General features: G+C 64.5%; 29 protein-coding genes. 16 read left to right on the forward strand and 13 right to left on the reverse strand.

Features of this window, described 5'->3' with window-relative positions:
- Nucleotides 1-9 precede the first annotated feature (9 nt).
- Nucleotides 10-372: a hypothetical protein gene (locus BJ6T_RS26735; RefSeq protein ID WP_014495642.1), complete on the reverse strand. Its 363-nt coding sequence runs from the start codon at nt 370-372 to the stop codon at nt 10-12.
- 88 nt (nt 373-460) lie between these two features.
- Complete coding sequence (locus tag BJ6T_RS47475; protein ID WP_014495643.1) at nt 461-667, reverse strand: hypothetical protein; 207 nt, start codon at nt 665-667, stop codon at nt 461-463.
- Between the two features lie 112 nt (nt 668-779).
- Here BJ6T_RS47475 and BJ6T_RS26745 point away from each other — a divergent pair, with 112 nt between their 5' ends.
- Nucleotides 780-1058: a DUF3551 domain-containing protein gene (locus BJ6T_RS26745; protein ID WP_014495644.1), complete on the forward strand. Its 279-nt coding sequence runs from the start codon at nt 780-782 to the stop codon at nt 1056-1058.
- A gap of 15 nt (nt 1059-1073) precedes the next feature.
- On the opposite strand, the gene BJ6T_RS26750 is transcribed toward BJ6T_RS26745, so the two are convergent.
- The 3 genes from BJ6T_RS26750 to BJ6T_RS26760 all read right to left on the reverse strand — a co-directional run bounded on the left by BJ6T_RS26750 (nt 1074) and on the right by BJ6T_RS26760 (nt 4609).
- On the reverse strand, nt 1074-1301 hold the full coding sequence (locus BJ6T_RS26750; protein ID WP_224580733.1) for a hypothetical protein: 228 nt from the start codon (nt 1299-1301) through the stop codon (nt 1074-1076).
- A gap of 223 nt (nt 1302-1524) precedes the next feature.
- Nucleotides 1525-2535, reverse strand: coding sequence for an SH3 domain-containing protein (locus tag BJ6T_RS26755; protein ID WP_014495646.1), 1011 nt, complete (start codon nt 2533-2535; stop codon nt 1525-1527).
- 151 nt (nt 2536-2686) lie between these two features.
- Nucleotides 2687-4609 carry an FAD-binding monooxygenase gene (locus BJ6T_RS26760; protein ID WP_014495647.1) on the reverse strand — a complete coding sequence of 641 codons (1923 nt, stop codon included), beginning with the start codon at nt 4607-4609 and terminating at the stop codon, nt 2687-2689.
- 102 nt (nt 4610-4711) lie between these two features.
- Here BJ6T_RS26760 and BJ6T_RS26765 point away from each other — a divergent pair, with 102 nt between their 5' ends.
- Nucleotides 4712-5176 (forward strand): MarR family winged helix-turn-helix transcriptional regulator, encoded by a 465-nt coding sequence (locus tag BJ6T_RS26765; protein ID WP_014495648.1) that lies wholly within the window; start codon nt 4712-4714, stop codon nt 5174-5176.
- A 121-nt stretch (nt 5177-5297) separates the two neighbouring features.
- Nucleotides 5298-5729, forward strand: coding sequence for a COG4315 family predicted lipoprotein (locus BJ6T_RS26770; RefSeq protein WP_014495649.1), 432 nt, complete (start codon nt 5298-5300; stop codon nt 5727-5729).
- A 67-nt stretch (nt 5730-5796) separates the two neighbouring features.
- On the opposite strand, the gene BJ6T_RS26775 is transcribed toward BJ6T_RS26770, so the two are convergent.
- The gene (locus BJ6T_RS26775) at nt 5797-6414 is read right to left on the reverse strand and encodes a L,D-transpeptidase (RefSeq protein WP_166105773.1); all 618 of its coding nucleotides are present in this window, start codon (nt 6412-6414) and stop codon (nt 5797-5799) included.
- A gap of 335 nt (nt 6415-6749) precedes the next feature.
- Here BJ6T_RS26775 and BJ6T_RS26780 point away from each other — a divergent pair, with 335 nt between their 5' ends.
- Together BJ6T_RS26780 and BJ6T_RS26785 are read left to right on the forward strand one after the other, a co-directional pair.
- A complete protein-coding gene (locus BJ6T_RS26780) occupies nt 6750-7796 on the forward strand; it encodes a hypothetical protein (protein WP_014495651.1) in 1047 nt (348 codons plus the stop codon).
- Nucleotides 7797-8173: 377 nt separating this feature from the next.
- Nucleotides 8174-8404, forward strand: coding sequence for a DUF6894 family protein (locus tag BJ6T_RS26785; RefSeq protein ID WP_014495652.1), 231 nt, complete (start codon nt 8174-8176; stop codon nt 8402-8404).
- Nucleotides 8405-8499: 95 nt separating this feature from the next.
- On the opposite strand, the gene BJ6T_RS26790 is transcribed toward BJ6T_RS26785, so the two are convergent.
- Entirely contained in the window at nt 8500-9282 is a 783-nt protein-coding gene (locus BJ6T_RS26790; RefSeq protein ID WP_014495653.1) for an SDR family NAD(P)-dependent oxidoreductase, read from the reverse strand.
- A 130-nt stretch (nt 9283-9412) separates the two neighbouring features.
- Here BJ6T_RS26790 and BJ6T_RS26795 point away from each other — a divergent pair, with 130 nt between their 5' ends.
- Nucleotides 9413-9802 carry a hypothetical protein gene (locus tag BJ6T_RS26795; RefSeq protein ID WP_014495654.1) on the forward strand — a complete coding sequence of 130 codons (390 nt, stop codon included), beginning with the start codon at nt 9413-9415 and terminating at the stop codon, nt 9800-9802.
- A gap of 109 nt (nt 9803-9911) precedes the next feature.
- The gene (locus BJ6T_RS26800) at nt 9912-10160 is read left to right on the forward strand and encodes a hypothetical protein (RefSeq protein ID WP_014495655.1); all 249 of its coding nucleotides are present in this window, start codon (nt 9912-9914) and stop codon (nt 10158-10160) included.
- Between the two features lie 16 nt (nt 10161-10176).
- Here BJ6T_RS26800 and BJ6T_RS26805 read toward each other — a convergent pair whose 3' ends face one another.
- The 4 genes from BJ6T_RS26805 to minC all read right to left on the reverse strand — a co-directional run bounded on the left by BJ6T_RS26805 (nt 10177) and on the right by minC (nt 12388).
- Nucleotides 10177-10362 carry a hypothetical protein gene (locus BJ6T_RS26805; protein ID WP_014495656.1) on the reverse strand — a complete coding sequence of 62 codons (186 nt, stop codon included), beginning with the start codon at nt 10360-10362 and terminating at the stop codon, nt 10177-10179.
- Nucleotides 10363-10574: 212 nt separating this feature from the next.
- The gene (gene minE / locus BJ6T_RS26810) at nt 10575-10856 is read right to left on the reverse strand and encodes a cell division topological specificity factor MinE (protein WP_014495657.1); all 282 of its coding nucleotides are present in this window, start codon (nt 10854-10856) and stop codon (nt 10575-10577) included.
- Nucleotides 10853-11668 carry a septum site-determining protein MinD gene (gene minD, locus BJ6T_RS26815; RefSeq protein ID WP_014495658.1) on the reverse strand — a complete coding sequence of 272 codons (816 nt, stop codon included), beginning with the start codon at nt 11666-11668 and terminating at the stop codon, nt 10853-10855. The genes minE and minD overlap by 4 nt, the downstream gene beginning before the upstream one ends.
- 21 nt (nt 11669-11689) lie before the next feature.
- Nucleotides 11690-12388, reverse strand: coding sequence for a septum site-determining protein MinC (minC, locus tag BJ6T_RS26820; RefSeq protein ID WP_014495659.1), 699 nt, complete (start codon nt 12386-12388; stop codon nt 11690-11692).
- A gap of 400 nt (nt 12389-12788) precedes the next feature.
- Here minC and panB point away from each other — a divergent pair, with 400 nt between their 5' ends.
- The 3 genes from panB (at nt 12789) to BJ6T_RS26835 (ending at nt 16908) form a co-directional block, all read left to right on the forward strand.
- Nucleotides 12789-13610 carry a 3-methyl-2-oxobutanoate hydroxymethyltransferase gene (gene panB / locus BJ6T_RS26825; protein WP_014495660.1) on the forward strand — a complete coding sequence of 274 codons (822 nt, stop codon included), beginning with the start codon at nt 12789-12791 and terminating at the stop codon, nt 13608-13610.
- 190 nt (nt 13611-13800) lie between these two features.
- Nucleotides 13801-15288 carry a DUF1254 domain-containing protein gene (locus tag BJ6T_RS26830; protein WP_014495661.1) on the forward strand — a complete coding sequence of 496 codons (1488 nt, stop codon included), beginning with the start codon at nt 13801-13803 and terminating at the stop codon, nt 15286-15288.
- A gap of 84 nt (nt 15289-15372) precedes the next feature.
- Nucleotides 15373-16908: a DUF1254 domain-containing protein gene (locus tag BJ6T_RS26835; protein WP_014495662.1), complete on the forward strand. Its 1536-nt coding sequence runs from the start codon at nt 15373-15375 to the stop codon at nt 16906-16908.
- A gap of 129 nt (nt 16909-17037) precedes the next feature.
- Here the strand turns inward: BJ6T_RS26835 and BJ6T_RS26840 are convergent, their stop codons facing one another.
- A complete protein-coding gene (locus tag BJ6T_RS26840) occupies nt 17038-18054 on the reverse strand; it encodes an ABC transporter substrate-binding protein (RefSeq protein WP_014495663.1) in 1017 nt (338 codons plus the stop codon).
- 99 nt (nt 18055-18153) lie between these two features.
- Here BJ6T_RS26840 and BJ6T_RS26845 point away from each other — a divergent pair, with 99 nt between their 5' ends.
- From BJ6T_RS26845 to BJ6T_RS26870, 6 genes are all read left to right on the forward strand, one after another.
- Nucleotides 18154-18801 (forward strand): TetR/AcrR family transcriptional regulator, encoded by a 648-nt coding sequence (locus BJ6T_RS26845; protein ID WP_014495664.1) that lies wholly within the window; start codon nt 18154-18156, stop codon nt 18799-18801.
- 84 nt (nt 18802-18885) lie between these two features.
- Nucleotides 18886-19656, forward strand: a complete 771-nt coding sequence (locus tag BJ6T_RS26850) for an ABC transporter permease (RefSeq protein ID WP_014495665.1) — start codon at nt 18886-18888, stop codon at nt 19654-19656.
- Nucleotides 19657-19686: 30 nt separating this feature from the next.
- Nucleotides 19687-20724 carry an NAD-dependent epimerase/dehydratase family protein gene (locus tag BJ6T_RS26855; protein ID WP_014495666.1) on the forward strand — a complete coding sequence of 346 codons (1038 nt, stop codon included), beginning with the start codon at nt 19687-19689 and terminating at the stop codon, nt 20722-20724.
- Nucleotides 20711-21532: a GNAT family N-acetyltransferase gene (locus tag BJ6T_RS26860; protein ID WP_014495667.1), complete on the forward strand. Its 822-nt coding sequence runs from the start codon at nt 20711-20713 to the stop codon at nt 21530-21532. Before BJ6T_RS26855 ends, BJ6T_RS26860 begins: the two co-directional genes overlap by 14 nt.
- Before the next feature lie 6 nt (nt 21533-21538).
- On the forward strand, nt 21539-22594 hold the full coding sequence (locus tag BJ6T_RS26865; RefSeq protein ID WP_014495668.1) for a dihydrodipicolinate synthase family protein: 1056 nt from the start codon (nt 21539-21541) through the stop codon (nt 22592-22594).
- Entirely contained in the window at nt 22582-23364 is a 783-nt protein-coding gene (locus BJ6T_RS26870) for an ABC transporter ATP-binding protein (RefSeq protein ID WP_014495669.1), read from the forward strand. Before BJ6T_RS26865 ends, BJ6T_RS26870 begins: the two co-directional genes overlap by 13 nt.
- Before the next feature lie 181 nt (nt 23365-23545).
- On the opposite strand, the gene BJ6T_RS26875 is transcribed toward BJ6T_RS26870, so the two are convergent.
- Complete coding sequence (locus BJ6T_RS26875; protein WP_014495670.1) at nt 23546-24637, reverse strand: TRAP transporter substrate-binding protein; 1092 nt, start codon at nt 24635-24637, stop codon at nt 23546-23548.
- Between the last annotated feature and the right edge of the window lie 126 nt (nt 24638-24763).

Genomic DNA, 24763 nt, shown 5'->3' on the forward strand with positions numbered 1-24763 from the left:
CCGGGACAGCTATTGGCTCTGCACTGCCTTGGGCGGACGCGGCGCGGATTTGGCCGGCTTTGCACCGGACTTGGCCGCCGCGCGCGGCGGCGGTTCGTCGACGGACACCAGATAGGCGGCGAGCGCCTTGGCGGAGTCGGAGCTGGTTACGTAATGGTCCTTCAGGAACCAGGCGAGCGTCAGGCTGAAGCGCCCTTTCGCCAATCCCCGCGGGCTGCGATGGCAGCTCGCACAGCCGTCCGCGAAGAGCTTTGCGGCCGGCTTGCCGGCATCGAGATTTTGCGCGGACGCGACCGTCACCGTCAGCGCCGCGGCTGCGAGAGTCACCAGGGGCGCGATCGCGTCGCGCCCCGGTCGAAATAGCGAAATCAATGTCGTCCCCTAGAGCGCTTTCGAGCGAAGTGAATTCCGGTTCGCGTAAAGAAAACGCGTCAAGAGAAGCAGCGGCCCCGTCGCGCGGTCACGCCGCCAATAGCTGATCGAATTCGGGCGGAGTGTAGGCCTTGCCATCCGGGTCGGTGATGACGACCCGCCATCCCTCGCTCGCCCATACTTTTGCCTTCGCCACGATGAGCAACCGGCTCTCGCGGGCAAAACTGCACTTCTCATTGTCGCGTTCTGCGACCATTTTATAGGCCAATGCGCATCCCCTTGCGTCACCCTGCACCCGCTCCCCTCGTGGCAGCGGGCTTTGGCGGCAATTCGCCGGGAGCGTGGCAATTTGGTGCCATCGACGGCAGCATTGTGCCCTGGTTCCAACTGAACGACGGAGATTGATCGTGCGCAGCATCAGAAATGCGATTCTGCTTGTCGCGGGCTTGCCTGGCATGGCGCTGCTCGCCACCGCACCTGCGCGGGCGCAGACCTACGATCCGCGCTATCCCGTCTGCATCGAGATCTACACCATCGACGGCAGCAGCATCGATTGCAGTTTCACGTCAATCGCACAGTGCGCTGCGACCGCTTCCGGGCAGTCCGCCCAGTGCTACGCCAACCCTTATGCGCTGCGGAGCCGGCCACTGGGCCCGGGTCCATCGCCGCCGCGACGGAACCGTTAGGGTATCGCGATCCGCTCAGTGAACGCGGATGATATGGGGACGGCCGAGATCGATCAGCCCCTGCACCGCCGAGAGACGGTCGTCCAGCGCTGCGATGGTCAGCAGCAGGTTGTTGCGGCGCTCGTCGAGCATGCCCATCTCGGCACCGGTGAGCTTCGTGCTCGTCCGCTCCTTGTGAATCCCGTCGAGGGATTTGCGCAGCCCGGCGATCAGGCTGGACAGTTGTTTGGCCTCCTTGGTCATCGACCGCTTCGCGACATTTTGGCGGCGCGTCTCCGCCTGGCTCTGTCTCATCGTCATCCTCCCGTTGCCCCGCTGCCCCGAGTGGATGCTTACAGCTTTGAGTACACATATTACGATCGATGAAATCTGCCCGCGAAGAACTTTCTTAAATTGGACAGGCCGGGAACTCTAGGGCGTCCCTGACAGAAGGCCCGGCGCGAGGACCGGGCCTTCTTGGGCGATGTCAGTGCTTCTGGTGACCGCCACCGGGCCCGCCGGCCGGCGACCCGCCGCCGCGCGGAGCGGCATTCATATGCGGAGCGCCACCGCCGCCATGGGGCATAGCAGGTGCTGCCGCGCGCGGCGCCGGCATCTGCGCGCGCGCATTCATCGGCGAAGCGTGGCTCACATTCGGCTGAGCCATGTGCGGCGCTGCAGGACGTGCGGCAGGCGCGGCCGAGACACGCGGGGCGTCATGTGCGCGCGCCATCGGCTGCGCACGCGCCGCCGCGCGGCTTTGCGTCTGCTCGTGCATCATGCGCGCCTGTGCATCGCGCGGATTGCGGGTCTGCACATTGGCGCGTTCATGCGCGATGCGCTCGCTTCGTCCGGCGTGGGTCCGGTCGGCCGTGACCGCAGCGTCGCGCTTCGCGATCGCAGCGTCGCGCTTGGTCATCGCGGCGTCATGCCGTGCGGTCGCAGCGTCACGGCCGGAGATCGCGGCGGCGCTCCCGTTACCTCTGTCGCCCTTGCCGCGCACACCCTCGCGGCCCAGCGCGATTGCGGCGTCATGCGTCGCCGCACGGCCGATGCGGGCCGCCCGCGGATCGATCGTCATCCGCGCCGCAACGTGCTGATGCGAGGTCCAGTAATTATTCCAGTAGGCGTGGCGTCGATAAAAGGGACGCCCCTCGTAATAGTTCGACCAGTACGAGGTCAGCACGAACGGAACGATCGGCACGTCGATCTGGTCGACGTAGTCAGGCAGATAGACGTAGTGATTGCGGTAGAGATATTCGAGATATTGCGACGATACCCAGCCGCGATCGTCGGAGAAGCTCACGTCACACCAGGCATTGCCGCGCAGGCAGCCATGGATGTTGACGCGGGCGCCCTCGGGGACGCGATCGACCAGTGGAAATCCCGGCCCAGGCCCGGCGCGCATGCCGGTCGAGACGGTGACGATTCCCGGCGCAGCCAGCGCAGCCGTCGGGGCAAGCAACAATGCGGCAACTAGAGCAGTTCTGAGTCTCATGGCGAATTCCTCCTCGTGCGAGTCGGAACGCGCTGGCGCAATGAGCGTTCCGCGTGCAGTCGCCGCATCCGTCGAAAGATTGAGACGGGCGTCGCGCGCGGTTCAATATTCATTCGCCGTTCATCGGCGCGGCGCGTCGATGAATGCTTTATCAATTCGCCGGCAGCATGAAGCCATCGAAGTACGACGCAAGCGCAGCAAAATCATCGAGCGGCAGCACCGTCGCAACATACTGGTCCGGCCGCACCACGACGATGCAGCCGACCTTGCGATCGATGCCGCGCATCGCAAAGACATCCTGGCCGCTCTTGAGGTCGGGACAGAACATCTTTTCGTAATCGAGCAAATCGTAGCGGCCCTTGCGCGGTAGCAGCAGGGAAGGCATCGCTTCAATGGCGAGCATGCGATGATCCTGCTGGAAGACCGCGCGGAGGTCGATCACGCTGTCAATGTCGGCGCCAGCGGGCGTGTATCGCCTGACCGGCGATTCCATTGCCTCGGCGAGGAAATTGCAAAGGGACCGAATGGCCGAGCCAGCAGCCGAGGGATCTTCCGCGGGCGAGAACGCGTAGATGCGGAAGCGGCCATCGGCCTGCGATGCGTGGCCGAGATGGACCGGCTTGGCATCCCCGAGCCGAATGACCGGCGCGGAATGGAAGCGCGTGCCGATGACGAGGCCTTCGGCAAGACGCTGGTGTGATGTCGCGCCAGTGAGGAGCGACGGCCGGTAATGCGTCGCCGTGCCCGCGGTGTAGCGCCCGTGCCTGACGAAATAGTCCTGCGTCCTGGCCGCATCGGCACCACCGGCCCTGGCGGCGGAGGCGAGAATGCCCGCCCATTCGCGGTCGAAATCGATCAACTCCTTCGCTACCGCCTGGCGCTCGGCTGAATAGGAATGCAAGAGGCTCGGTGCACACTGCTCCCGGAGGACGGCGGCGAGCTTCCAGCCGAGATTGAAAGCGTCCTGCATCGAGACGTTCATGCCCTGCCCCGCCTTCGGGCTGTGGGTATGGCAGGCATCGCCGGCGATGAAGATGCGCGGCAGGCGGCTCGCGATCTCGGCCTCCGGAACGTCGTCAAACTTGTCGGTCAGGCGCTGGCCGATCTCGTAGACCGACCACCAGGCGATCTCTTTCACGTCAAGCGTGTGCGGCTTCAGAATCCGCTGCGCTTTCGCAATCACGTCCTCAGCCGTGATGTTGCGATTGGCGACGCGCTCGCCGACGTCGAGTTTTGCGAGCTCGACATAGAGGCGGACCATGTAGCCGCCTTCGCGCGGAATGATCAGCAGGCTGCCGTCTTTCGCCGACTGGATCAGGGCCTTGAAGCGGATGTCGGGAAAGTCGGTCACCGCCAGCACGTCCATCACGCCCCAGGCGTGGTTGGCGGAATCGCCATGCAGTTCGCGGCCGATCGATTTGCGCACCGTGCTGCGCGCGCCGTCGCAGCCGACGACATAGCGCGCCTTGATCGTTTCGATCTTGCCCTCGTTTGCGCCATCGCCGCGCTCGAGCCGCACCGTCACGGCATGGTCGGCAGGACCCGCGGCCGGATCGACCTCGAGGTCGAGCACGCGCCGGTCGTAATGCGGTTCGAGCTTGGCAGGCGATTTGCGCATGACATCGAGAAAGCCGTCATGGATGCGCGCCTGGTTGAGGATGACATGCGGGAATTCAGACAGCCCGTCCTCGACATCCTGCACACGCCCGCTGCGGACGATCGTCTCGGGCTTCCGTTCGTCCGGCTTCCAGAACGTGGTCTCGTTGACCCAATAGGCTTCCTTCAGCACGCGCTCGCTGAACCCATAGGCGTGGAACATCTCCATGGTGCGGCAGGCGATGCCGTCGGCCTGCCCGACCAGCAGCCGGCCCGGCTTCTGCTCGACGATGCAGGTCTTGATGTCGCCGAATTGCGCAAGCTGGGCTGCGAGCGTCAGGCCCGCAGGGCCGCAGCCGACGATGAGGACATCGACCTCTTCAGGCACGGCCCCGGCTGCGCCCGAAGCCAGAATGCGTTCGGCGGGATCGGCGATTTCAGGATCGCCCGGCTGAAATCCATTGAGATGGAATTGCATGAGCACCTCTCCCGTCAACGTCTTCTTCGATATTGCTCAGTATGCTGACTATCAGTATACTTGTCAACGATCCGCGCCTTCCCTGCCGCAACGGAGAATTCGGTGAAAGACAACAACGACATGCCCGGGCATCTGGCGCGCCGGTTCCAGCAGATCGCGGTGGCGGTATTTCTGGCCGAGGTCGGCGAAGCCGGTTTCGACCTCACGCCGGTGCAATATGCGGCCCTTGCGACCATCAAGGCCAATCCGGGGCTCGACCAGGTGACGCTGGCAGGATTGATCGCCTACGACCGTACCACCATCACCGGCGTCATCGACCGCCTCGTCCAGAAAGGCCTTGCCGAGCGCCGCGCCTCCAGCCGCGACCGCCGCGCCCGCGAGCTCGAGATCACCGACGAGGGCCGGCGCACGCTGCGCAAGATCACCCCGGCGGTGGAGTCCGCCCAGCGCGTCATGCTGCGCGGCCTCAGTGCGAAGGAAGGTGAAGAGCTGATGCGGCTGCTGCGCAAGGCCATTGCCGCCGGCAACGAGCTCAGCCGCGCCCCGCTGCGCGAGCTGGAGGCATGACCCCCGTGTTTCTATCCGTAATTGTCGCAGTGCCGCGAAACCTGGAACTAACCTTCGGCTGCTACGGTCGGCAACATTCGGCGTTTAACGCGCGATTAACTTTGCCGCTCGGGAGTTTCGGATGTTCAGGTTCCTTATTGCGGCGACAGCCATCGCGCTCTCGGCCGGTCCCGCGCTTGCCAACGGCCACGGCGGCGGCGACCCTGCTCCGCCGAAGCCCGAGGCCACGACCGCACCGGCGAAGGTGGTCCTGACCAAGCAGGGTCCCACGCTCGTCGACCCCAAGGGCATGACGCTCTACACTTACGAGCGCGACACCACCGGCAAGACGTCGAACTGCAACGACAAGTGCGCCGAGAGCTGGGTACCGCTGTCCGCAACGGTCGACGCCAAGGCCATCGGCGACTTCACCGTGATCAGCCGCAACGACGGCAGCAAGATGTGGGCGTACCGCTATCGTCCGCTCTACACCTCGCCGGCCGACAAGGCGCCGGGCGATGCCAACGGCAATGCCGCGACGCTGCAATGGCGCGTCGCCCGCCCTGAGAACTAGGCCTCAACCGGTAGCCCTGCCCACGAGGAAAGTCTCGTGAGCCATGGAATGACCGATCGCACCGCGCTTACCCGCGCCAGCTAGACCCCGCGTCGACCCGCGCGTTCTGCCCGGGCGGCAGCACCACCACCGTCGCGTTCAGCTTCACCCGGTCGAACAGATCGATCACGTCCTCGTTGCGCATCCGGATGCAGCCGGACGAAATCGCCTGCCCGATATATTCCGGCTGGTTGGTGCCGTGGATACGGTAGAGCGTGTCCTTGTTGCCGAGGTAGAGATAGATCCCGCGCGCGCCCAGCGGATTGGCGGGGCCACCGGCGACGCGCGCCGGATAGGGTCCGAGTCGCGCCTGGATCTCCGCTGTCGGAACCCAGTCGGGCCATTCCGCCAGACGGCCGACGCGCGCGACGCCGGAGAAGGCCATGGCTTCCTCGCCGACCGCGACGCCGTAGCGGATCGCCTTGCCTTCGGGCAGCACGAAATAGAGGTAGCGCGCATCGGTATCGACCAGGATCGTGCCCGGCTGCTCCTTGCGCGGATAGTCGACGATATGACGGAGATATTGCTCAGGCACGTTCGCCTGCGCGTAGGGCGTATGCGCAAGCAACTGCCGGTCGCGCGGCGTCATGCTCGCATCCGTCGATGGAGAAAGCGTCGTCTGCATGCAGCCGGCGAGCGGAAGCATGGCCATGACGAACAATACGATTAGAGATTTTGGCACCACCGGCCCCCCGATAGCGGATAGCAACGCCCCCAGCCCCGCCAGATGCTGCCCAAATCGTGCTGAAAAAAAGGCAGTGCGGAACACGTGCGCGTGTTTGACCAGCCCGGTTCCATCACCACAAACGGCGGAGAAGCGTCGCACAGTCTCCATCCCCTCGCCTTGCTTTGGTCAAACCCGGCTGGACTCGTGGGTCATCGTGCGGACTCACCGGATTTGGGATGGGGTCACCTCGACAGATCGGCTCGCGCCAATGCGGACGCCCATACATCAAACACTCGCATTTCAAAGGAGCTGCGATGCTCGCGACGCTGAACTCTAGGCAAATCGTCGATGAGATCGTGAAGGACACGGTCAAGGACAACGATCCGCACGACGCCATTCAGATTTCGCCCGACATGGTGCTGGCTTCGCGCCCCATCAGTGGTGCGCCCGCGTTGGCCCCTGAGTTCGCAACCCGGCCGGAGCCGAAAATAGATCCGAAATTCGCGCCGGAGCCCACCATCAATCCGGAGCCGAAATTCAGTCCCGTCCTGGAGCCGCAGACGGCAGCGCCGTCGGTCGACACCGCCGTGCGCGTCGCGGCCAGCGATGGTCACAACCGGCAGAAGCGATCCTCCGCCGGCAAATGGCTGCGCGGCGCGTTCGTCATGATCCTGTTTGCGGGTGGAAGCGCGGCCGCCACTGTCGCCTGGGAGAAACATGGCGACACGGCCAGGCAGATGCTCGCCGAATGGACACCTGCATTGACTGCGTTGACCTCGCTGCTGCCTTCGACATCGCGAACGGCGGCACCGGTGACCGCCGCGCCGGTCACCGCCGCGCAGGCCGCGCCGCCCGCGGAGCCAGCCGCAACGGAGCAGGCGGCAGATCAATCCGCTCAACCTGCGACGCCGCCTCCGGTTCAGGTTGCAACAGCCGCGCCGGTTGCAGCGGCCGCGCCCGTCGCAACGCAGCCCGATCCCGCGGTCCAATCGATGACGCGCGATCTCGCAGCGATGGCGCAGCAGATCGAAGCGCTCAAGGCCAACATCGCCGAGCTGAAGGCCGGGCAGGAGCAGATGGCGCGCGAGATGGCGAAACCGCCCGCGCCAAAGCCGGTGGCTGAGGCCAGGCCGGTCGATCCGCGCGCGCGTGTGTCCACGCTCCCGCCGCGATCTCCGGCGCCTCCGGTTCGCAAGCCGAGGCCGGTCGTGTCGCAAACCTACATGCCGGCCTATTCGTCCGCGCCGCCTGCACCTTCGCAGGCTGCCGCGGCTGCACCGACAGCAGCACCGGTCGCCACGACGCAAGCCGTTGCCGATGACGACGGACCTGTCGTGCGTCCGCCGATGCCGCTGCGCTAGACCAGGCGCGGGCGCAGCGTCGCTGTCGCGACGTCGCCCAAGCTGTCCGAGTCGATACGACGCGTTGAGTCCGGGCAATTACGGAGACCGATATTCCGATCGTCTTCCGTCAAGAGAAAAGGCCGTCGGGATTTATGCCGCCGGCCTTCTCTTGCAGCTGCCGGTTCCCGGAGCCCGGTTCTGCTGCAATTCCATTCCTTATGATCACGTCGACATATTTAATAAAATCTTAACGCGCGCGAATACTGCACATGATTTCTGCGCCATAAGCACAGAGATTGCGCGACCCGTTCATTCGAAAATATCGACTCAGTGGTATCATCCGAGATGTGTTGAGACTTCCACTGAAGCTCACGTCGTCACACCGGGGAAATCGAATGCCCTACTATTCCTTCGATCTCGTGGTTGGTGAAGAGTTCAAGAACCAGGGTGGAATCATCCTCGAAGACATCGAGGTCGCTTCCGATCGCGCCGTTCAATTGGCTACCGAGCTGTCGCAGGTGAAGCCGGAGCTGCAACGGAAGGGTTGCGCGGTGCGCGTCACCGATCTCGATCACAACGAGGTCTATCGCACGCCGCTCGATCCCGTGCCGGCCTGGCGACGCTAGGCCACGGCGTTTCGAGCGATTTCGAAACCGGTTCGCGCAAAAAGCGCGTCGAACCTTGACTCAAAAGCACTGTTCCGAGTCATCGGAACGGGGCTTTAGCCGTCCAGCTCCGGCGGCTCGAACCAGTTCGTCAGCGACAATCCGCCGTCGACGACGAAGGCTGCGCCGGTGACGTAACCCGAGAGCTTGTTCGACAGCACCGCCAGCGCCATCGGCGCGAGGTCCTTGGCCTCGCCGAGACGCCCGAGCGGAATGTGCTTCGCCAGCGAGGCATCGGCAACGAACCCGCCCGCCGCGATCGCGCCGGGCACCAGCGCGTTGACGCGGATGTCGTGGCGCCCGAGCGTCTTCGCGAGCTCCTTCACCAGCATCGCCATCCCCGCCTTCGCCGTCGAATAATGCGGCAGGTTGCGCGGCGTGCCCGCGTGCAGCGAGGTGAGAAACAGGAACGAGCCGGGCCGTTTCGCCGCGATCAGCCGTTTTGCCAGCCCGCGCGCCAGATGGAATCCGGCATCGAGATTGACGGCATGCATCTCCTGCCAGGTCTTGCGATCGACCGCGAGCGCATGATCGGCCTCACGCCGCGGCGGCGATGCGCTGTGAACGAAATGCGAGACCTCGCCGAGTGCCTGTGCGGCGGCCAGCAGGGCGTCGCAAGCGTCTGACCTGGCGAGATCGCCGACCCACGGCACCGCCAGTTCGGGCCTGCCACTCGCGCTGATCGCCGCGCTCACCCGTTCCGGGCTCACATCGGCGAACACGGTCCGAACGCCCTCGCCGACCAGCGCCTGCGCAATTGCGCGGCCGATGCCGTTGCCTGCGCCGGTGACGAGAGCCGTGTCGCGTGCGGGGTCGAACGGCGTGCTCAACAGGCTCATGTCGCTCTCCGTGGCCAGGGACGGGGTTACGATAGCGCACCACACCGGGGAGCGACAAATACGTCCCGGCACCATTGCGGAGTGGCTTGCCGGACGCTAGCCTCCCAAAAAAACGGAGGAGATACCAAGGATGCGCACCGGTTTCCTGTTCGCAGGTCTGTTACTGCTCGCCGCGCCGGCCCAAGCCGCGGACCATCCGCGCTCGACCTATGTGACGATGGTCTTGCAGGCCTTCGCCGCCAGGGTCGAATGCCCGAACACCGATCTTGTCTATCAGGACCTCGTGCAGAAGGCGCAGCAGATGCAGCTGCCGGACGGCACCACCGAGAAGGTGCGCAAGGCGATCGCCTGGATGCACACCGGCGGCAAGATGGGCGAGAAGCAGGACGACGATTTGATGGCCGAGGTCGCGGTCGCGACGCAGGCGACCGACATGGACCAGCGCCGCCTCGGCATGCCCGGCTGGTGCGAGGCCCAGAAGACCAACCTCGCCGGCCTGATCCGCAGCAAGGGCGGCTAGGCGCTCTCTCGCGACGTTAAGCACGCCGCGGCGGAACCGTCGCGGCGGCTAACTATCGTCATAATCCTCGACACCATGCGGCCTCTTCGAATTCGACGGGAGAGCCCACATGCGGAGTATCCATTTCGTGTTCGCTGGCGCATTTGCGGCCGCCACGGTGCTGACCGCGCCCGCCCTGGCGAAGAATTCTGATGCCCAGAAAGGCGAGGAAAAATCCACCTCGTCATCCTGCAGTGCTTACCAGCAGGCGCCCGACGGCTCGTGGGAGCCGCTGCCTTGCAAAGAGACAGGCGAGCGTCCCCAGCCGCAGACACAAAATCGCAGTGCGCAGCCGGGCGCCGACCGCGGGGAGCGCTGAGCGCGCTGGCCGCGGATCAGCTCTGGTGCGGGCCGCGGATGATCTTCATGGCGTCCTCGATGTGACGCCACTCCTTGGCCTCATCGGCCTCGCCGCGGCCCTCACAGGCCTGGGCCTGCTCGGCGGCCTTCGCAATCGCAGCGAAACCATGTTTTTCCAGCATCTGGCGCGCGATGGTGTGGACCTGGACCTCGGATATCATGGACGCTCTCCTGTTCAGGAAACCGCAACGCCTGGCTTGACGCTCCGCGGCCCCTGACAACGATTTCGCCGCAGGTCCCGTTCCGCCCACGACCGATCACATCGGCAGGCCTGGAATTTGACGTGACGAGCAAGCAAGACAAAGGCGGCCCGCTATGCCCAGCGGACCGCCTTCTCACCCACCCCAAATTTGCAGTGTACCGGCCGGATCCCCTACCCGACCGCCGCGCGCTTGCGCTCGATATCGTTCGGCACCTCGATATCGACCTCCAGGGTGGATACCTCGTCGCCGCGCTCGAGCCGGACGATGACCTTGGTCGGGTCCAGCGTGACGTGCCTGGACACGACAGCAAGAATTTCCTCACGCAGCACGCCGAGCAGATCGGGCTGGCCGCGCAATCCGCGTTCATGGGCAAGCAGGATCTGCAGCCGTTCGCGAGCGACCGGGGCAGTGGCCTTCTTGCCGCGGAGAAGCCGAAGCAGACCCATGCTCATGCAGCCCTCCGTCGCAGCAGACGATCCATGAAGCGCCTGCGCTCGGCCGGAACCTGCATCGGCACGGTGTCGCCGAAAAGCCGCCGCGCCGCGTCCATATAGGCCCGCGCCGGCGCTCCATCCGCGTTCGACAGCGTCACCGGCGTGCCGACATTGGAGGCCTTCAACACGTCCTGGCTTTCGGGGATGATGCCGAGCAAGGGCGTGGCAAGGATCTCGAGGATGTCGTCGATGGTCAGCATCTCGCCGCGCGCGGCGCGCGAGGCATCGTAGCGGGTGATGAGAATGTGCTTCTGAACGTGCTCGCCTTTCTCGGCCCGCACCGTCTTCGAATCGAGCATGCCGATGATGCGGTCGGAATCGCGCACCGAGGAGACTTCCGGATTGGTGACGATCACGGCCTCGTCGGCAAAGCGCATCGCCATGGAGGCGCCGCGCTCGATGCCGGCCGGGCTGTCGCAGATCACCCAATCGAAGCGGTCGCGCAGATCGTCGATGACCTTGCCGACGCCCTCTTCCGTCAGCGCGTCCTTGTCGCGGGTTTGCGAGGCCGGCAGCAGCCAGAGATTCTCCAGCCGCTTGTCGCGGATCAGCGCCTGCGGCAGCTTTGCGACGCCCTGCACCACGTTGATGAGATCGAACACCACGCGGCGTTCGGCGCCCATGACGAGGTCGAGGTTGCGCAGGCCGACGTCGAAATCGACGACGACGACCTTGTCCCCGCGCTGCGCCAGCGCAGCCCCCAGCGCAGCGGTCGTCGTGGTCTTGCCGACCCCGCCCTTGCCTGATGTCACGACCAGTACCTTACTCATCTGAAATGTCTCCTTTGCTGGTCAGTTCAGTGCTGTAATTCGCATGGTATTCCCCTGCAGCCAGGCCTGCGCCGGCTTGCCGCGCAAGGCGGCGTCGATGTCGTCCGCAGTCTGGTAAAACCCATCAATTGCAAGCAGTTCAGCCTCGATCTTCTGACAATAGATGCGGGCGCTCGTGTACCCGTTGACCCCCGCCATGGCGCGGCCGCGGAGCGCGCCGTAGATGTGGATGGAACCGCCGGCGACGACTTCGGCGCCGGAGCCGACCGAGCCCAGAATGGTGACGTCGCCTTCCGGGAAGATCACGGTCTGGCCCGAGCGCACCGGGCTTTCGAGCAGGAGCGAGGTCGGCTTGGTTGCGGCCTTCGCCTCGGCCTTCTTCGGCGCGCTCGGCTCGACCACGCAGCTGCGCCCGCCCGTGAGCAGCGGCGGCATGGTCGGCGTCAGCCGGCCCTCCTCCACCCCCTCGATCCCGAGCACCCGGATGTTCCGGTCGTGAAGGTTGCTGAGCAGATGGCCGATGCCGGACTGGCTGAGATCGACCGAGGACAGATCGATCACAACGGGCCGGCCGGCGAAGAAGCCCGGCGAGCGCGCGATCGTGGCGTCGATCTCCTGCAGCCAGTCCTGGATCGGAACCGTCGGCACGAACACGAAGGCCACGTAGGAGCGCCCGCGCAGGCGAACCATTTGGCGTTGGACTTTTGCTGCAGCCTCCATAGCGGCCGACTCGTTCCCCGTTATTGAATGGTTAACGATGCGGCGAATTTGGTTAACGGCCGGTTAATTATCCGTGGGGATACGAAGGGTCGGGTTGGCCGGACTGGGCCTGCGGAAGGGCTTGGGCGAGCGCTCCCGCCCAACACACCGCTGTCATGCCGCGGCTTGACCGGGGGCATCCAGTACGCCGCGGCTTATCCGCATCACGGCCCGGTCCAGTCTGCCTCCACGAAAGGACTCTGGATTGCTTCGCGACGCTCGCAATGATGCCGTAGAAGCAGCGTGCGACCCACTGCCTACTCACCTCGCGCCGCCCATTTTGATCGCGGGACCGATCATCCGGATTGACACGGTGGTGACATCTGGTTTCGATCCGCTTCCCCCGTGAACGGAGCCGATCATGTCAATTCAGTCTTCCATCAGGCGCAAGACCGCGCCGGACATCCGTGCACGCAAGCAGGGCGAACCGATCGTGATGCTGACGTCCTATCACGCGCATACGGCCGCGCTGGTGGATCGGTATTGCGACGTCATCCTGGTCGGCGATTCCCTTGGCAACGTCATGCACGGCTTCGAGACGACGGTGCCGGTTACGCTCGACATGATGATCCTTCAGGGCGCCGCGGTGATGCGCGGCTCGAAGCAGGCGCTGGTCGTCGTCGATATGCCGTTCGGCTCGTATGAAGCTTCCAGGGAGCAGGCGTTCAACTCCGCAGTGCGGATCATGAAGGAGACGCAATGCGGCGCGGTGAAGCTTGAAGGCGGCGTTCGCATGGCGGAGACGATTGCATTCCTGTCCGGGCGCGGCATCCCGGTGATGGGTCATGTCGGCCTCACGCCGCAATCCATCAACACGCTCGGTTCGTTTCGTGCCCAGGGGCGCAACGAGGTGGACTGGGGCCCGATCGAGGACGATGCGAAGGCCGTCGCCGACGCCGGTGCATTCTCGGTCGTCGTCGAAGCGGTGGCCGAACCGTTGGCGCGCAAGATTACCGAGACGATTGCGATCCCCACCATCGGCATCGGTGCGAGCGCGGCCTGCGACGGTCAGGTGCTCGTGCTCGAGGACATGCTCGGGCTGTCGCCACGAACCCCGAAATTCGTCCGGCGCTACGGCAATCTTGGTCCGGCCATCGAAGCGGCGATCGAAGGGTATGCCACCGACGTGCGGTCACGCTCATTTCCCGGGCCCGAACACGTCTACGAGATGAAGAAGAGCTGACGATACGCGGCAAGCGGTCGAGGGCTGCTCGCGACAAGCCGAGATACGCTCGACTTGAAATCGCAGCGTAGTTCTGGCACAAATTACATAGCTGGCATCGCGGCACGTTCTACTCTCACTGCAAGCTCTTACCGCTGCGCGCGTGATGCCCACTTGACGCAAAACAGTCGGCTGTTGCGGAGAGAAGACGATGCCGAAGATGCCCGCGACCTCCATCGTGGCCTCAACCCTCCTCACCATCATCACATCGACAAGTCCCGGCTACGGCCAGGACTCCAAAGCGCCTCCCCTCGTCAACCAGATCAACAACGGCAACTGGCTCTCGCAAAGCGAAGCCGAGGCGATGCGCGACGAGCTGTATTATCAGCGCGCCGTGCAGGTTTACATGAGCATGCTGCCCGCTCTCAACACGATCGGCATGCGCGATGGGTCGGAGGCGATGTTCGGCAAGGGCTATAATGTGCTCCCGATCTGGAAACAGCGGATGGATGCGCGGACCTGGGTGCCGACACCTAATGCCGACGTTATCTATTCCATGAGCTATCTCGATCTCAAGGAGACCGGCCCGCTGGTCGTCGCCGCGCCGCCCAACGTCATCGGCATGTTCACCGATTTCTTCCAGCGCACTCTCACCGACGTCGGCGCGGTTGGCCCCGATCGTGCGCGGGGCGGCCTCTATCTCTTGCTGCCACCGGATTATGAGGGCGAAATTCCGCAGGGCTACTTCGCGTTCAAGTCGAAGACCAACAACGTGTTCCTGTTCTTCCGCACCCTTATGGCGAAGGGTGACAACGGGCCGGATCCGAAACCCGCAGTAGCGCTTGCCGAACAGACGCGCGTCTACCCGCTGTGGTCCCCGGAAAAGAACGTCAAGCCGATGCAATTTCCCGACGCCAGCGGCAAGCGCATCAACATGATGTATCCGGTCGACAATACGTACTGGACCAAGCTCAAGGCGTTCGTGGATTATGAGCCGGTCTCGGCGATCGATCCGGAGTCGCGCGGCACGCTGGCCGCGATCGGCATCATCAAGGGGCAGCCGTTCAACCCGACCGCGAAGGAGCAGGAGCTGCTGCAAAGGGCCGTCACGACGGCGCCGAAGATGATCATGGCGCAGCGCCAGCTTGGCCGGCCGGACAAACGCGATCTCTACTACAACGACCGGCAATATCTGAACACCTGGGCAGCCGGCACCGCCGAATGGCTCCAGGACGGCTATCTCGATGTGGCGCAGCGAGCGAGCTACTTCCAGATCGCCTATTCGACGGCCTCGGCGATGGTGATGCGGACGATCAACAGCGGCTCCAAATATCCGTTCGCGGTCAGGGACGCGAATGGCGAATTCCTGAACGGGTCGAACACCTATAAACTCCATCTGCCGCCGAACCCGCCGGCCGCATTGTTCTGGGCCGTGACCGCCTACAACATCACCGACGGCACCATGGTCGAGGCACCACAGCTGATGCCGTCGATCAACGGCTACAACAAGGTGGCAACCAACAGCGATGGCTCGATCGACCTGTGGTTCGCGACGGAAAAGCCCGCTGACGCGCCGGCGTCGAACTTCATCCAGACCGTCAGCGCTCGAAATTTCCTCGTCGCGTTACGCCTCTATGGCACGGGCGTCGAGTTCTACGACCAGACCTGGAAACCGGACGACGTCGTCAAAGTGAAATGAGACCGCGCGAGGTCACGGCGCGCCCTCGGCCGCGACCTCGGCCACCGAGGTTTTCGCAACAACGTTAAAAAATGGGAGTGCGCTATGACGACGTCGAGCAACGATCTTGCCGCCACCCGTCGCGATGCGCTGAAGAGCGGCATCGGTGCCGCATCGCTTGCCGCGCTGGCCACCAGGGCGGCTGCCCCGGTCGCGATCTCGACCACGACGGTTGCTGTCTCGACGACGGCCCAAGCTCAGCGGGCTCCGGCCCCAACCAACGCCGTGACGGAGCCCGCAACTGGAATCGTGATGTTTCCGGACTATGCGAAGGCGATCGCGCAGATGGCCTACATCTGGGGCTGGCCGATGATCAACATGATCAACCGCAGGGCCGCGATTACGCAGGCCCCGCAGCCCGGCCATCTCAACGGCGTGTTGCCGGCTGCGCCGCGGGGCCAGATCGCCATGCTAGACGACTACATCGAGCCGTCGGAGACCTTCGTCACCTGTCCCAACCAGGACGTGGTCTACGGGCTCGGCTTCTTCTCGCTCGACGAAGAACCGGTGGTTATCCAGGTTCCGGATTTCGGCGACCGCTTCTGGATCTACGCCCTGTACGATGCACGCACGGATCAGTTCGGCGAACTCGGCAAGCCCTACGGGTCGAGGCCGGGATTTTATCTACTCGCCGGTCCGAACTGGAAAGGGCTCAAGCCGTCAGGCATCACGGAAATCGTCCGTTGCTCGACGTCGCTGGCGAACGCCATTCCGCGCATTTTTCAGGACGACACGCCTGAGGACAAGAAGGCCATCCAGCAGATCATCAATCAGGTTGTCGTCTATCCGCTAAAGGACTTCACCGGCAAGATGAAGACCATCGACTGGAGCAAGGTGCCGGACATTCAGGGGCCGAAATCGGACGGTGAAGAAACGAAATGGGTGATCCCCGAGAAGTTCTTCGACCAGTTCGGAGAGGCGATCGATATCGTCGATCCATTGCCGGGCGAGGAGGCCCTGTACGGGCAGTTTCGCTTGTTGCTCGATGCCGCCGCCAGGGACCCCGAGCTGAAGAAGGTGCTGGTCGCGACGGCCGTCGACACCGAAGAGAAGGTCATCGAGCAATTCTTCCAGTGGAAGCACAATGGCCGTCCGGCCGGCAATGGCTGGAATCGCTCGACCAACAACGCGCAGTTCGGTCTCGACTATTTCAACCGGACCGGCACGGCGAAGTCGAACATGTTCGACAACAGGCCGACCGAGACGCAGTACTTCTACACCGACAACGACGGCGCGGGCGTGGAGCTCAACGGCGGCAAGAGTTATGAGATCACGTTTGCCAAGGGCGAGGAGCCGCCGGTCAACGGCTTCTGGTCGCTGACCCTCTACAACGACAAGCATCTGTTCCACGCCAATGATCTCAGGCGCTACTCGCTCGGCACCAAGAACAAAAACCTGAAGCGCAACGCCGACGGTTCGCTCACGCTGTACGCGGGCGCGAAGTCCCCCGGAGGCGACAAGCAGACGAACTGGCTGCCGGCGCCGGATGGGCATTTCTCGCTCTACATTCGCGCCTATTGGGGCAAGGATGGCATTCTCAATGGTTCGTGGACGCCGCCGGCCATCAAGAAGGTAGCGTGAAACCTCAGCCCGGATGGAGCGAAGCGCAATCCGGGAGCCCTGCCAAATTCACCGTCCCGGATTTCGCGGCGCCTGTCACCGGGCGGCGCCTCGCGCCGACCCGTTGGCTCCATCCGGGCCACGGGTGCCCTACTTCTTCACCTTGCTCGCATCCATCTTGACGGCGGGATCGAGCATCTTGGTCGTGAACGCCGTGGTCACGTCGAACGGCTTCTCCATGCCGAGATAGGTCTGGACCAGCTCATAGTCCTTCTTCATCCGCTCGCCGTCGATCCAGCCGAGCCCCTTGGTGGTCGTGAACTCGTCGGTCATCAGATACTTGATGCGCTCCCACTGGCGTTCCTGGTTCTCCTTGTCGAGACCGGAGACCTGGTCGAGCAGCGCCTTCAGGCACGGCGTGACGTCGGCGACGCAGGCCGCAAAAGCCTTTTGCGAGATGCGCACGAACTCCTCGACGAGCTTGGGATTCTTCTGGAGATAGGCGCCGTTGACGATCAGCGAATTGCCGTAGGGGTTGAGCCCGATGTCCTTCCAGTTGACGAAGCCGAGATCGGGCCCGAACTCGATCACCTTGAGATCGTGCTCGTTGTAGAAGTCGCTGATGATATCGACGGTATGGCTCTTCAGCGCGGCGATCTTCGCGGTCGGGCCGATATTGACGAAGCTGACGGCATCAGGCGCGATGCCGGCGGCCTTGGCAAAGGCCGGCCACATCACGCGCGAGGCGTCGCCGGGCGGGTTGCCGATCTTGTGGCTCGGAAAATCCTTCACGCCATTCACGCCGTAGCTCTTCAGCCAATAGAACGTCTGGCCGGTGTTGGCGTAGATGCTCATCAGCGCGATGTCGTCAGCGCCCTTGCTCTTGGCGACCAGCATGGTGGCGAGATCGGCGATGCCGAACGGCGAGCCGCCGGAGCCGACCTTGGCGGCGGAGACGCCGGAGCCCTTGCCGACCTCGATGGTCAGGTCGATGCCGGCCTTCTCGAACCAGCCCTGCGCCTTGGCGTAATAGAACGGCGAATGGTCGGCCGTCGGTGTCCAGTTCAGGATCAGGTTGACCGCCTCTCCCGCGCTCGCCGGCACCGCCGGCACACCGAGCGCCAGGGCCAAAACCAAAGCCGAGCCCGCAGCCTGCAAACGCTTCATCGCATCCCTCCTCATTGCCGCGACCCGGCTTGTCGCTCTCCCCGTGTGAGGATACCAATGCAACAAGCCGCCCTCGACTTGTCAACTGTCTGGTTGGAAATGCCCGCAAAACGTTCAGGCGACACCGTGCCGCAGCGGCGCGACCCCGTCGCGACCCGCAAGAAGTTGCTCACCGCGGCCCGCCTGGAATTCGCCAGGCACGGCTTTGCCGGCGCCCGCGTCGACGAGATCGCCGAGCGCGCGGGGGTCAACAAGCAGCTCGTCTACCACTACTTCGGCGACAAGGACGCGCTCTATCTGGCTGTGCTCGAATGGGTCTACGCCGATATCCGCGAGCAGGAGCGCCAGCTCAACCTCGAAGGCCTGCCGCCGGAAAAGGCGATCCGGAAGCTGATCGAGGCATCATTCGATTACCTCGCGACGAACCCCGATTTCATCGTGCTCTTGAACGACGAGAACCGCGGCGGCGCCCGCCACGTCCGCGGCTCGACCCGGCTGGAGGCGATGCATTCGCCGCTGGTGAAGAGCGTGTCCCACATCCTCCACGAGGGCGTCCGCACCGGCGTGTTCCGCAAGGGGATCGATCCGATCCAGCTCTATATATCGATCGCGGGTCTCAGCTATTTCTATCTCTCCAACACGCCGACGCTGTCGGCGATCTTCGGCAAGGATCTGTCGAGCCGGGCGGCAAGGCGCGCCCGCCGCAGGCATGTCGCCGATCTCGTGCTGCATTCGCTCCGGCCATAATCAACCAACTGGTTGAAACTTCCTGCGAGGCCGGTTAGGCTGACGAACAGCGGCAAGGTGGCCGCTGGCAACAGGGAGCAACCGGTGACCGGAGACGGCGCACGCACCTCGCGCAGCTTTACGATCATCCTGATCGTGCATCTCGCCGTGCTCGTGCTCTGGCAGGTCGCGGTCGATGCCTTCCACGTGCCGAAATTCATCCTGCCCTCGCCGCTGGCGACGGTGCAGACGCTCGGCACCGCGAGCTATGCCTGGGGCGCCAACACGCTGGTCACGGCGATCGAGATCCTCGGCGGCTTCGCGCTCGGCGCGTTGGTCGGCGTCGCGCTGGCCGTGATCTTCAGCTGGGCACCGCTGCTGAGCCTCGTGCTGCTGCCGCTGTTCGTGACGATGAACATGATCCCGAAGGTCGCGCTCGGCCCGCTCTTCATCGTCTGGTTCTCCTACGGCATCGTGCCGAACATTTTGATCGCCTTCAGCATCTGCTTCTTCCCGATCTTGCTGACCACCGCGCGCGGCCTGCGCGAGGTCGAGCCCGACCTTCTCGACCTCGTCAAATCACTGCGGGGCTCGCGCTGGACGCTGTTCCGCAAGATCCAGTTGCCGGGATCGCTGCCTTATGTGTTCTCCGGCATGAAGGTCGGAGCCATCCTCGCGGTGGCCGGCGCCATCGTCGGCGAGTTCATCGCCTCCGAGCGCGGGCTCGGCTATCTCATGATCCAGGTGCAGTCGTCGCTCGACACGCCCGCGATGGTGATGGCCGTCGTGCTGCTGACCCTGCTCGGCGTCGCTCTCTACGGCCTGGTCCTCGCCCTCGAACGCATGTTCGTGGTCGGCGACGCCAGGCAAACTTGAAACGGCAGAACTAACGACAAGGACCGATCCATGCTGCTCACCCGCCAGACGCTGCCGAAGACGATCCCGGATATCGCAGCCCTCGACGATCTCCTGTGCCGGCCGACCCAGGCGCTGATCGACGACCTCAAGAAGGTCGAGGGCGACATCATGATCCTCGGCGTCGCCGGCAAGATGGGACCGACGCTGGCGGGGCTCGCGAAGGCCGCCGCGCCCGATCGCCGCGTTATCGGCGTCGCCCGCTTCAGCGACGCTGGGGTCAAGGACTGGCTGCACGCGCGCGGCGTCGAGACGATCAGTTGCGACCTGATGGACGAGAGCGCGATTCAGGCCCTGCCGAAGGCACCCAACATCGTCTTCATGGCCGGCCGCAAGTTCGGCGCCGAGGGCGACCTGTCGCTGACCTGGGCGATGAATGCGCATGTGCCGGCCCTCGTCGCGCAGGCCTTCCCGACGTCGCGCATCGTGGCGTTCTCGACCGGCTGCATCTATCCCTTTGTCCCCGTCGACGGCAAAGGCGCGACCGAGGACATGGCGCCGAATCCGCCCGGCGAATACGCCCAGTCCTGCGTCGGCCGCGAGCGCATGTTCGAGTATTTTTCGCGCAAGTTTTCGACGCCGGGCCGGCTGTTCCGGCTCAATTACGCGATCGACATGCGCTATGGCGTGCTGCACGACATCGCGATAAAGGTGCTCACGGGAACGCCGATCGATGTCAGTCTCAGCCACGTCAATTTCATCTGGCAGGGCGATGCGTCCGCGCAGGCGCTGCGGTGCCTTGCGCATTGCACCGCGCCGACCTCACCGATTAACGTCAGCGGCCACGAGATTTTGGCGGTGCGGGATCTCGCGGCAAAATTCGGCGCGCGCTTCGGCCGCGCGCCGGTGCTGATAGGCAAGGAGGAGCCGACGGCATGGCTCACCGACACGTCGAAAGCTGTCGAGCTGTTCGGCCTGCCTGTGGTCGACACCGAACAGTTGATAGCCTGGACCGCGGACTGGGTGTCCCGCGCCATGCCAAGCCTCGGCAAACCCACCAAATACGAGGTGCGCGATGGACGCTACTGACGGTCCGCCCATCCTCAAGCTCGGCGTCGACGACGCGATCGCCGGGCTGGTGCTGTCGACGGAAGCGCAGTGGAACCAGACCGAGGAGGACTGGCGCGTCTTCCTGCGCGATGGCGTGGTGTTCGGCATTCGCGACGGCATGCGGCTGGTCGCAACCGCAGCGCTGCTGCCCTATTCCGGCAACAATGCCTGGATCAGCATGGTGCTGGTATCAGGCACGCATCGCCGCCGCGGCCTCGCCACCCGTCTCGTCGATGCCTGCCTGGAAACCGCGCGCAAGAACGGGCTGACGAGCTGGCTCGACGCGACGCCCGACGGCGCCGCCGTCTACGGGCCGCTCGGATTCACTCCGACGCTGCAATTGCGCCGGCTGAAGCTGGTGAAATCCGGGCGAGCCGAAGCCCCATCGCCTTCACCGGCGACCATCGATGCGCTGCGGGCGCGGGACCGGCGCGCCACCGGTATCGACCGCACCGCGCTCCTCTCCGCCATCGCCCTGCGCTCCGGTTCGCGCATCGTCGCAGCGCATGGCGCCATCGCGCTGGTTCGCGACGGCCGAACCGCGCGCCATATCGGGCCGTTGTTTGCCAACAATGCCGCGCCAGCGCTGGCCCTGGTTCATGCGATCGCGCGCTCCGAGACCGGCCCGATTCTGATCGATGCCGTCGCATCGCAAGCCGCATTCCTGGACGGATTGACCGCCTCGGGCTGGACCATCGAGCGGCCGTTCCAGCGCATGCGGTTCGGCCTGGCCACCACCGCTGCCAAGGAAACTCCATTCGCCGTCGCCGGCCCTGAATTCGGATAGGACATCATGCACCACAGCCAGATCAACAGCGACGTCCGCAAGCTGATCGCCGACGGCACCGTGCTGCCGGCGCACCCCCTCGCGCTCACGGCGGAGCGCCAGCTCGACAGAAGGCATCAGCGCGCGCTGACGCGCTACTACATCGACGCCGGCTCGGGCGGCCTTGCGGTCGGCGTCCACACCACGCAATTCGCGATCCGCGACGTCGGTCTCTATCGCCCGGTGCTCGAGCTCGCCGCCGAGACCGCGGCCAACTGGACCCGGCGACCGCTGGCGATGGTCGCAGGGCTCGCCGGTCCAACAAGCCAGGCAACGGCTGAGGCCCGCACCGCGCGCGATATCGGCTATCACGCAGGGCTCCTCAGCCTCGCCGCGATGAAGAGCGCCTCCGAGGATGAGATCATCGCGCATTGTACGGCGGTCGCGGCCGAGATCCCGCTGGTCGGCTTCTATCTCCAGCCGGCCGTCGGCGGGGTCATCCTGTCGAGCCGGTTCTGGCAGCGCTTCGCCGCGATCGACAATGTGATCGCGATCAAGATCGCGCCGTTCAACCGCTATCGCACGCTCGACGTGCTGCGCGGCGTCGCGGCGGCCGGTGCGCTTGACCGCGTCGCGCTCTACACCGGCAACGACGACCACATCCTGCTCGACCTGATGCTGCCGTTCGACCTGCGCGACAACGGCATCACCACGCGCACCTATTTCAAGGGCGGTCTGCTCGGCCATTGGTCGGTGTGGACCGCCAGCGCCATCAAACAGTTCGAGCGCTGCAAGGCGGCGCGGCACAAGGAGGCCGTGCCGGCCGATCTGCTCGCCCTCGATGCCCGGGTCACCGACTGCAACAGCGCCTTCTTCGACGTCGCCAACAATTTTCACGGCTGCATCGCCGGTTGCCACGAAGTGCTGCGGCGTCAGGGCCTGATGCAGGGCCTGTGGTGCCTCGACCCGAACGAGGGCCTCAGCCCCGGCCAGAAAGAGGAGATCGACCGCGTCTATCGCGAGCACGCCGACCTCGGCGACGATGCGTTCGTCGCCTCCAATCTGGGCAAATGGCTGGCATGAGCGCCGAGCCCTTCATCCGCCTGAGCGGCGTCCGAAAGGTCTATCGTAGCGGCGGCGCCGAGTTCTTGGCGGTGTCCGACGTCACGATGGACGTGCAGGAAGGTGAGCTCGTCTCGCTGGTCGGCCCCTCCGGCTGCGGCAAGACCACGGTGATGAAGATCTTGGCCGGACTGCACGGCGCCGACGGCGGCACCATCAGAATTGGCAATGCCAAAAGCCCGTTCGATCCGACCCGCGACATCGGCATGGTGTTCCAGCAGGCGCTGCTGCTGAAGTGGCGCACCATCCTGGACAACGTGCTCTTGCCGGCCGAGATCGTTGGCCTGCCGATCAAGGCCGCGCGCGAGCGGGCGCGCGATCTGCTCAACCTGGTCGGGCTTGCCGGCTACGAGCAGAAATATCCGCGAGAGCTCTCGGGCGGCATGCAGCAGCGCACCGCGATCGCGCGGGCGTTCATTCACGATCCAAAACTGATCCTGATGGACGAGCCGTTCGGGGCGCTGGACGCCCTGACGCGCGAGCAGATGAACCTGGAGATGCTGCGGATCTGGCGCGAGAGCGGCAAGACCATCATCTTCGTCACGCACTCGATCCAGGAAGCCGTGTTCCTGTCCTCGCATTGCGCCGTGCTGACGGCGGGGCCGGCGAAGATGGCCGACTACTTCCCGATCGACCTGCCCTTCCCGCGCGACCTGCCGCTCAAGACGACCGACGCGTTCGGCGCCTATGCCAGGCGGATCTATGCGAAGCTGGGCCTGGGTGCGGTGTGAGTCCGTAGCCCGGATTTCGCTGCGCTCCATCCGGGATGCGCGCTCAAATCTTGTAGGGTGGGCAAAGCGACAGCGTGCCCACCATGACAAGTCGAGCAAGTCGTGGTGGGCACGGCGCAAGAGCGCCTTTGCCCACCCTACAGGAGCGCGACGCAATCGCGGCGCCGCGCTCCCTTCACACTCAGGTCTTGTTGCGCATCTTGCTGAGCAGATAGTTGTCGTAGAAGTTTTCGGCGATCTGCGTGTAGAACAGCAGCTCCTTCATGTAGGCGTCGTGGCTTTCCTTGGTGCGCTTGAACAGGTCGCTCTTGGCGGCGAGCTCGTTCAGATGCTCCTGGGTCGCGTTGTAGCAGGCTTCCATCACCGGCTGCGGGAACGCCTTCAGCTCCGCGCCGTTGGCGATCAGCCGCTTCAGGGCCGCCGGATTCACGCTGTCGTATTTCTCCAGCATCCAGGCGCCGGCCGCCGAGGCGGCCTGATTGACGATCGCCTGGTACTGCTTCGGCAAGCTCGCCCACTTCTCGTCATTGACGATCATGTGCAGCATCGCGCCGCCTTCCCACCAGCCGGGGAAATAATAGTACTTGGCGACCTTCTGGAAGCCGAGCTTCTCGTCGTCATAAGGACCGACGAATTCAGCGGCGTCGATCGAGCCCTTCTCCAGCGCTGCATAGACGTCGCCGCCGGCGAGCTGCTGCGGCACGATGCCGAGCCTGGCAAGCACATGGCCGCCCATGCCGGCGATGCGGAATTTGAGGCCCTTGAGATCGTCGACGGTCTTGATCTCCTTGCGGAACCAGCCGCCCATCTGGGTGCCGGAATTGCCGCAGAGGATGGCGTGCGTCTTGAAGGGTTTCAGCGCCTCGTTGGTGAGATCGGCGCCGCCGCCGAAATACCACCAGGATTCCTGGTGGCGGTGGTTCATGCCGAACGGCGCGCCGGTGGCGTAGGCCAGCGCCGGCTCCTTGCCGATGTAGAAATACAGCGGCGTCTGCGCCATCTCGACGGACGCGACGCTGACGGCATCGAGCGCCTGGAGGCCGGGGACGAGCTCGCCGGCCGCGAAGGTCTGGATCTGGAATTTGTTGTCGGTAGCCTCAGCGACGTATTTCGCAAAGGTCTGCGCCGTGCCGTAGATGGTGTCGAGCGACTTCGGGAAGCTCGAGGTCAGGCGCCATTTGATCTCGGGCGCGCCTTGCGCAATCGCAGGTGCAGCAACCAGCGTCGTCGCGCCGGCGACTGCGCCGCCCTTGAGGAATGTACGGCGTTTCATGTTGGGGTCTCTCCCTGGAGGTAAGTTTCAAACATATCGGCGTCCGGCCACGGTCTTGGCGGACCGTTTGCCCGTTCCTATAGCGGAGTTCAAGCTGGGAGCGGAAGGCCTGCCGGCGTCCGTAGC

Origin of the sequence: Bradyrhizobium japonicum USDA 6 (assembly GCF_000284375.1) — a bacterium.
Taxonomy (GTDB): domain Bacteria; phylum Pseudomonadota; class Alphaproteobacteria; order Rhizobiales; family Xanthobacteraceae; genus Bradyrhizobium; species Bradyrhizobium japonicum.

Bases quoted from the DNA above. Each gene is read 5' to 3' on its own strand.
- BJ6T_RS26750 (WP_224580733.1), bottom strand. From the start codon at position 1,301: ATGACCAAGGAGGCCAAACAACTGTCCAGCCTGATCGCCGGGCTGCGC.
- BJ6T_RS26755 (WP_014495646.1), bottom strand. From the start codon at position 2,535: ATGAGACTCAGAACTGCTCTAGTTGCCGCATTGTTGCTTGCCCCGACG.
- BJ6T_RS26760 (WP_014495647.1), bottom strand. From the start codon at position 4,609: ATGCAATTCCATCTCAATGGATTTCAGCCGGGCGATCCTGAAATCGCC.
- BJ6T_RS26770 (WP_014495649.1), top strand. From the start codon at position 5,298: ATGTTCAGGTTCCTTATTGCGGCGACAGCCATCGCGCTCTCGGCCGGT.
- BJ6T_RS26775 (WP_166105773.1), bottom strand. From the start codon at position 6,414: ATGCTTCCGCTCGCCGGCTGCATGCAGACGACGCTTTCTCCATCGACG.
- BJ6T_RS26780 (WP_014495651.1), top strand. From the start codon at position 6,750: ATGCTCGCGACGCTGAACTCTAGGCAAATCGTCGATGAGATCGTGAAG.
- BJ6T_RS26785 (WP_014495652.1), top strand. From the start codon at position 8,174: ATGCCCTACTATTCCTTCGATCTCGTGGTTGGTGAAGAGTTCAAGAAC.
- BJ6T_RS26790 (WP_014495653.1), bottom strand. From the start codon at position 9,282: ATGAGCCTGTTGAGCACGCCGTTCGACCCCGCACGCGACACGGCTCTC.
- BJ6T_RS26795 (WP_014495654.1), top strand. From the start codon at position 9,413: ATGCGCACCGGTTTCCTGTTCGCAGGTCTGTTACTGCTCGCCGCGCCG.
- BJ6T_RS26800 (WP_014495655.1), top strand. From the start codon at position 9,912: ATGCGGAGTATCCATTTCGTGTTCGCTGGCGCATTTGCGGCCGCCACG.
- BJ6T_RS26805 (WP_014495656.1), bottom strand. From the start codon at position 10,362: ATGATATCCGAGGTCCAGGTCCACACCATCGCGCGCCAGATGCTGGAA.
- minE (WP_014495657.1), bottom strand. From the start codon at position 10,856: ATGAGCATGGGTCTGCTTCGGCTTCTCCGCGGCAAGAAGGCCACTGCC.
- minD (WP_014495658.1), bottom strand. From the start codon at position 11,668: ATGAGTAAGGTACTGGTCGTGACATCAGGCAAGGGCGGGGTCGGCAAG.
- minC (WP_014495659.1), bottom strand. From the start codon at position 12,388: ATGGAGGCTGCAGCAAAAGTCCAACGCCAAATGGTTCGCCTGCGCGGG.
- panB (WP_014495660.1), top strand. From the start codon at position 12,789: ATGTCAATTCAGTCTTCCATCAGGCGCAAGACCGCGCCGGACATCCGT.
- BJ6T_RS26830 (WP_014495661.1), top strand. From the start codon at position 13,801: ATGCCGAAGATGCCCGCGACCTCCATCGTGGCCTCAACCCTCCTCACC.
- BJ6T_RS26835 (WP_014495662.1), top strand. From the start codon at position 15,373: ATGACGACGTCGAGCAACGATCTTGCCGCCACCCGTCGCGATGCGCTG.
- BJ6T_RS26840 (WP_014495663.1), bottom strand. From the start codon at position 18,054: ATGAAGCGTTTGCAGGCTGCGGGCTCGGCTTTGGTTTTGGCCCTGGCG.
- BJ6T_RS26845 (WP_014495664.1), top strand. From the start codon at position 18,154: ATGCCCGCAAAACGTTCAGGCGACACCGTGCCGCAGCGGCGCGACCCC.
- BJ6T_RS26855 (WP_014495666.1), top strand. From the start codon at position 19,687: ATGCTGCTCACCCGCCAGACGCTGCCGAAGACGATCCCGGATATCGCA.
- BJ6T_RS26860 (WP_014495667.1), top strand. From the start codon at position 20,711: ATGGACGCTACTGACGGTCCGCCCATCCTCAAGCTCGGCGTCGACGAC.
- BJ6T_RS26865 (WP_014495668.1), top strand. From the start codon at position 21,539: ATGCACCACAGCCAGATCAACAGCGACGTCCGCAAGCTGATCGCCGAC.
- BJ6T_RS26870 (WP_014495669.1), top strand. From the start codon at position 22,582: ATGGCTGGCATGAGCGCCGAGCCCTTCATCCGCCTGAGCGGCGTCCGA.
- BJ6T_RS26875 (WP_014495670.1), bottom strand. From the start codon at position 24,637: ATGAAACGCCGTACATTCCTCAAGGGCGGCGCAGTCGCCGGCGCGACG.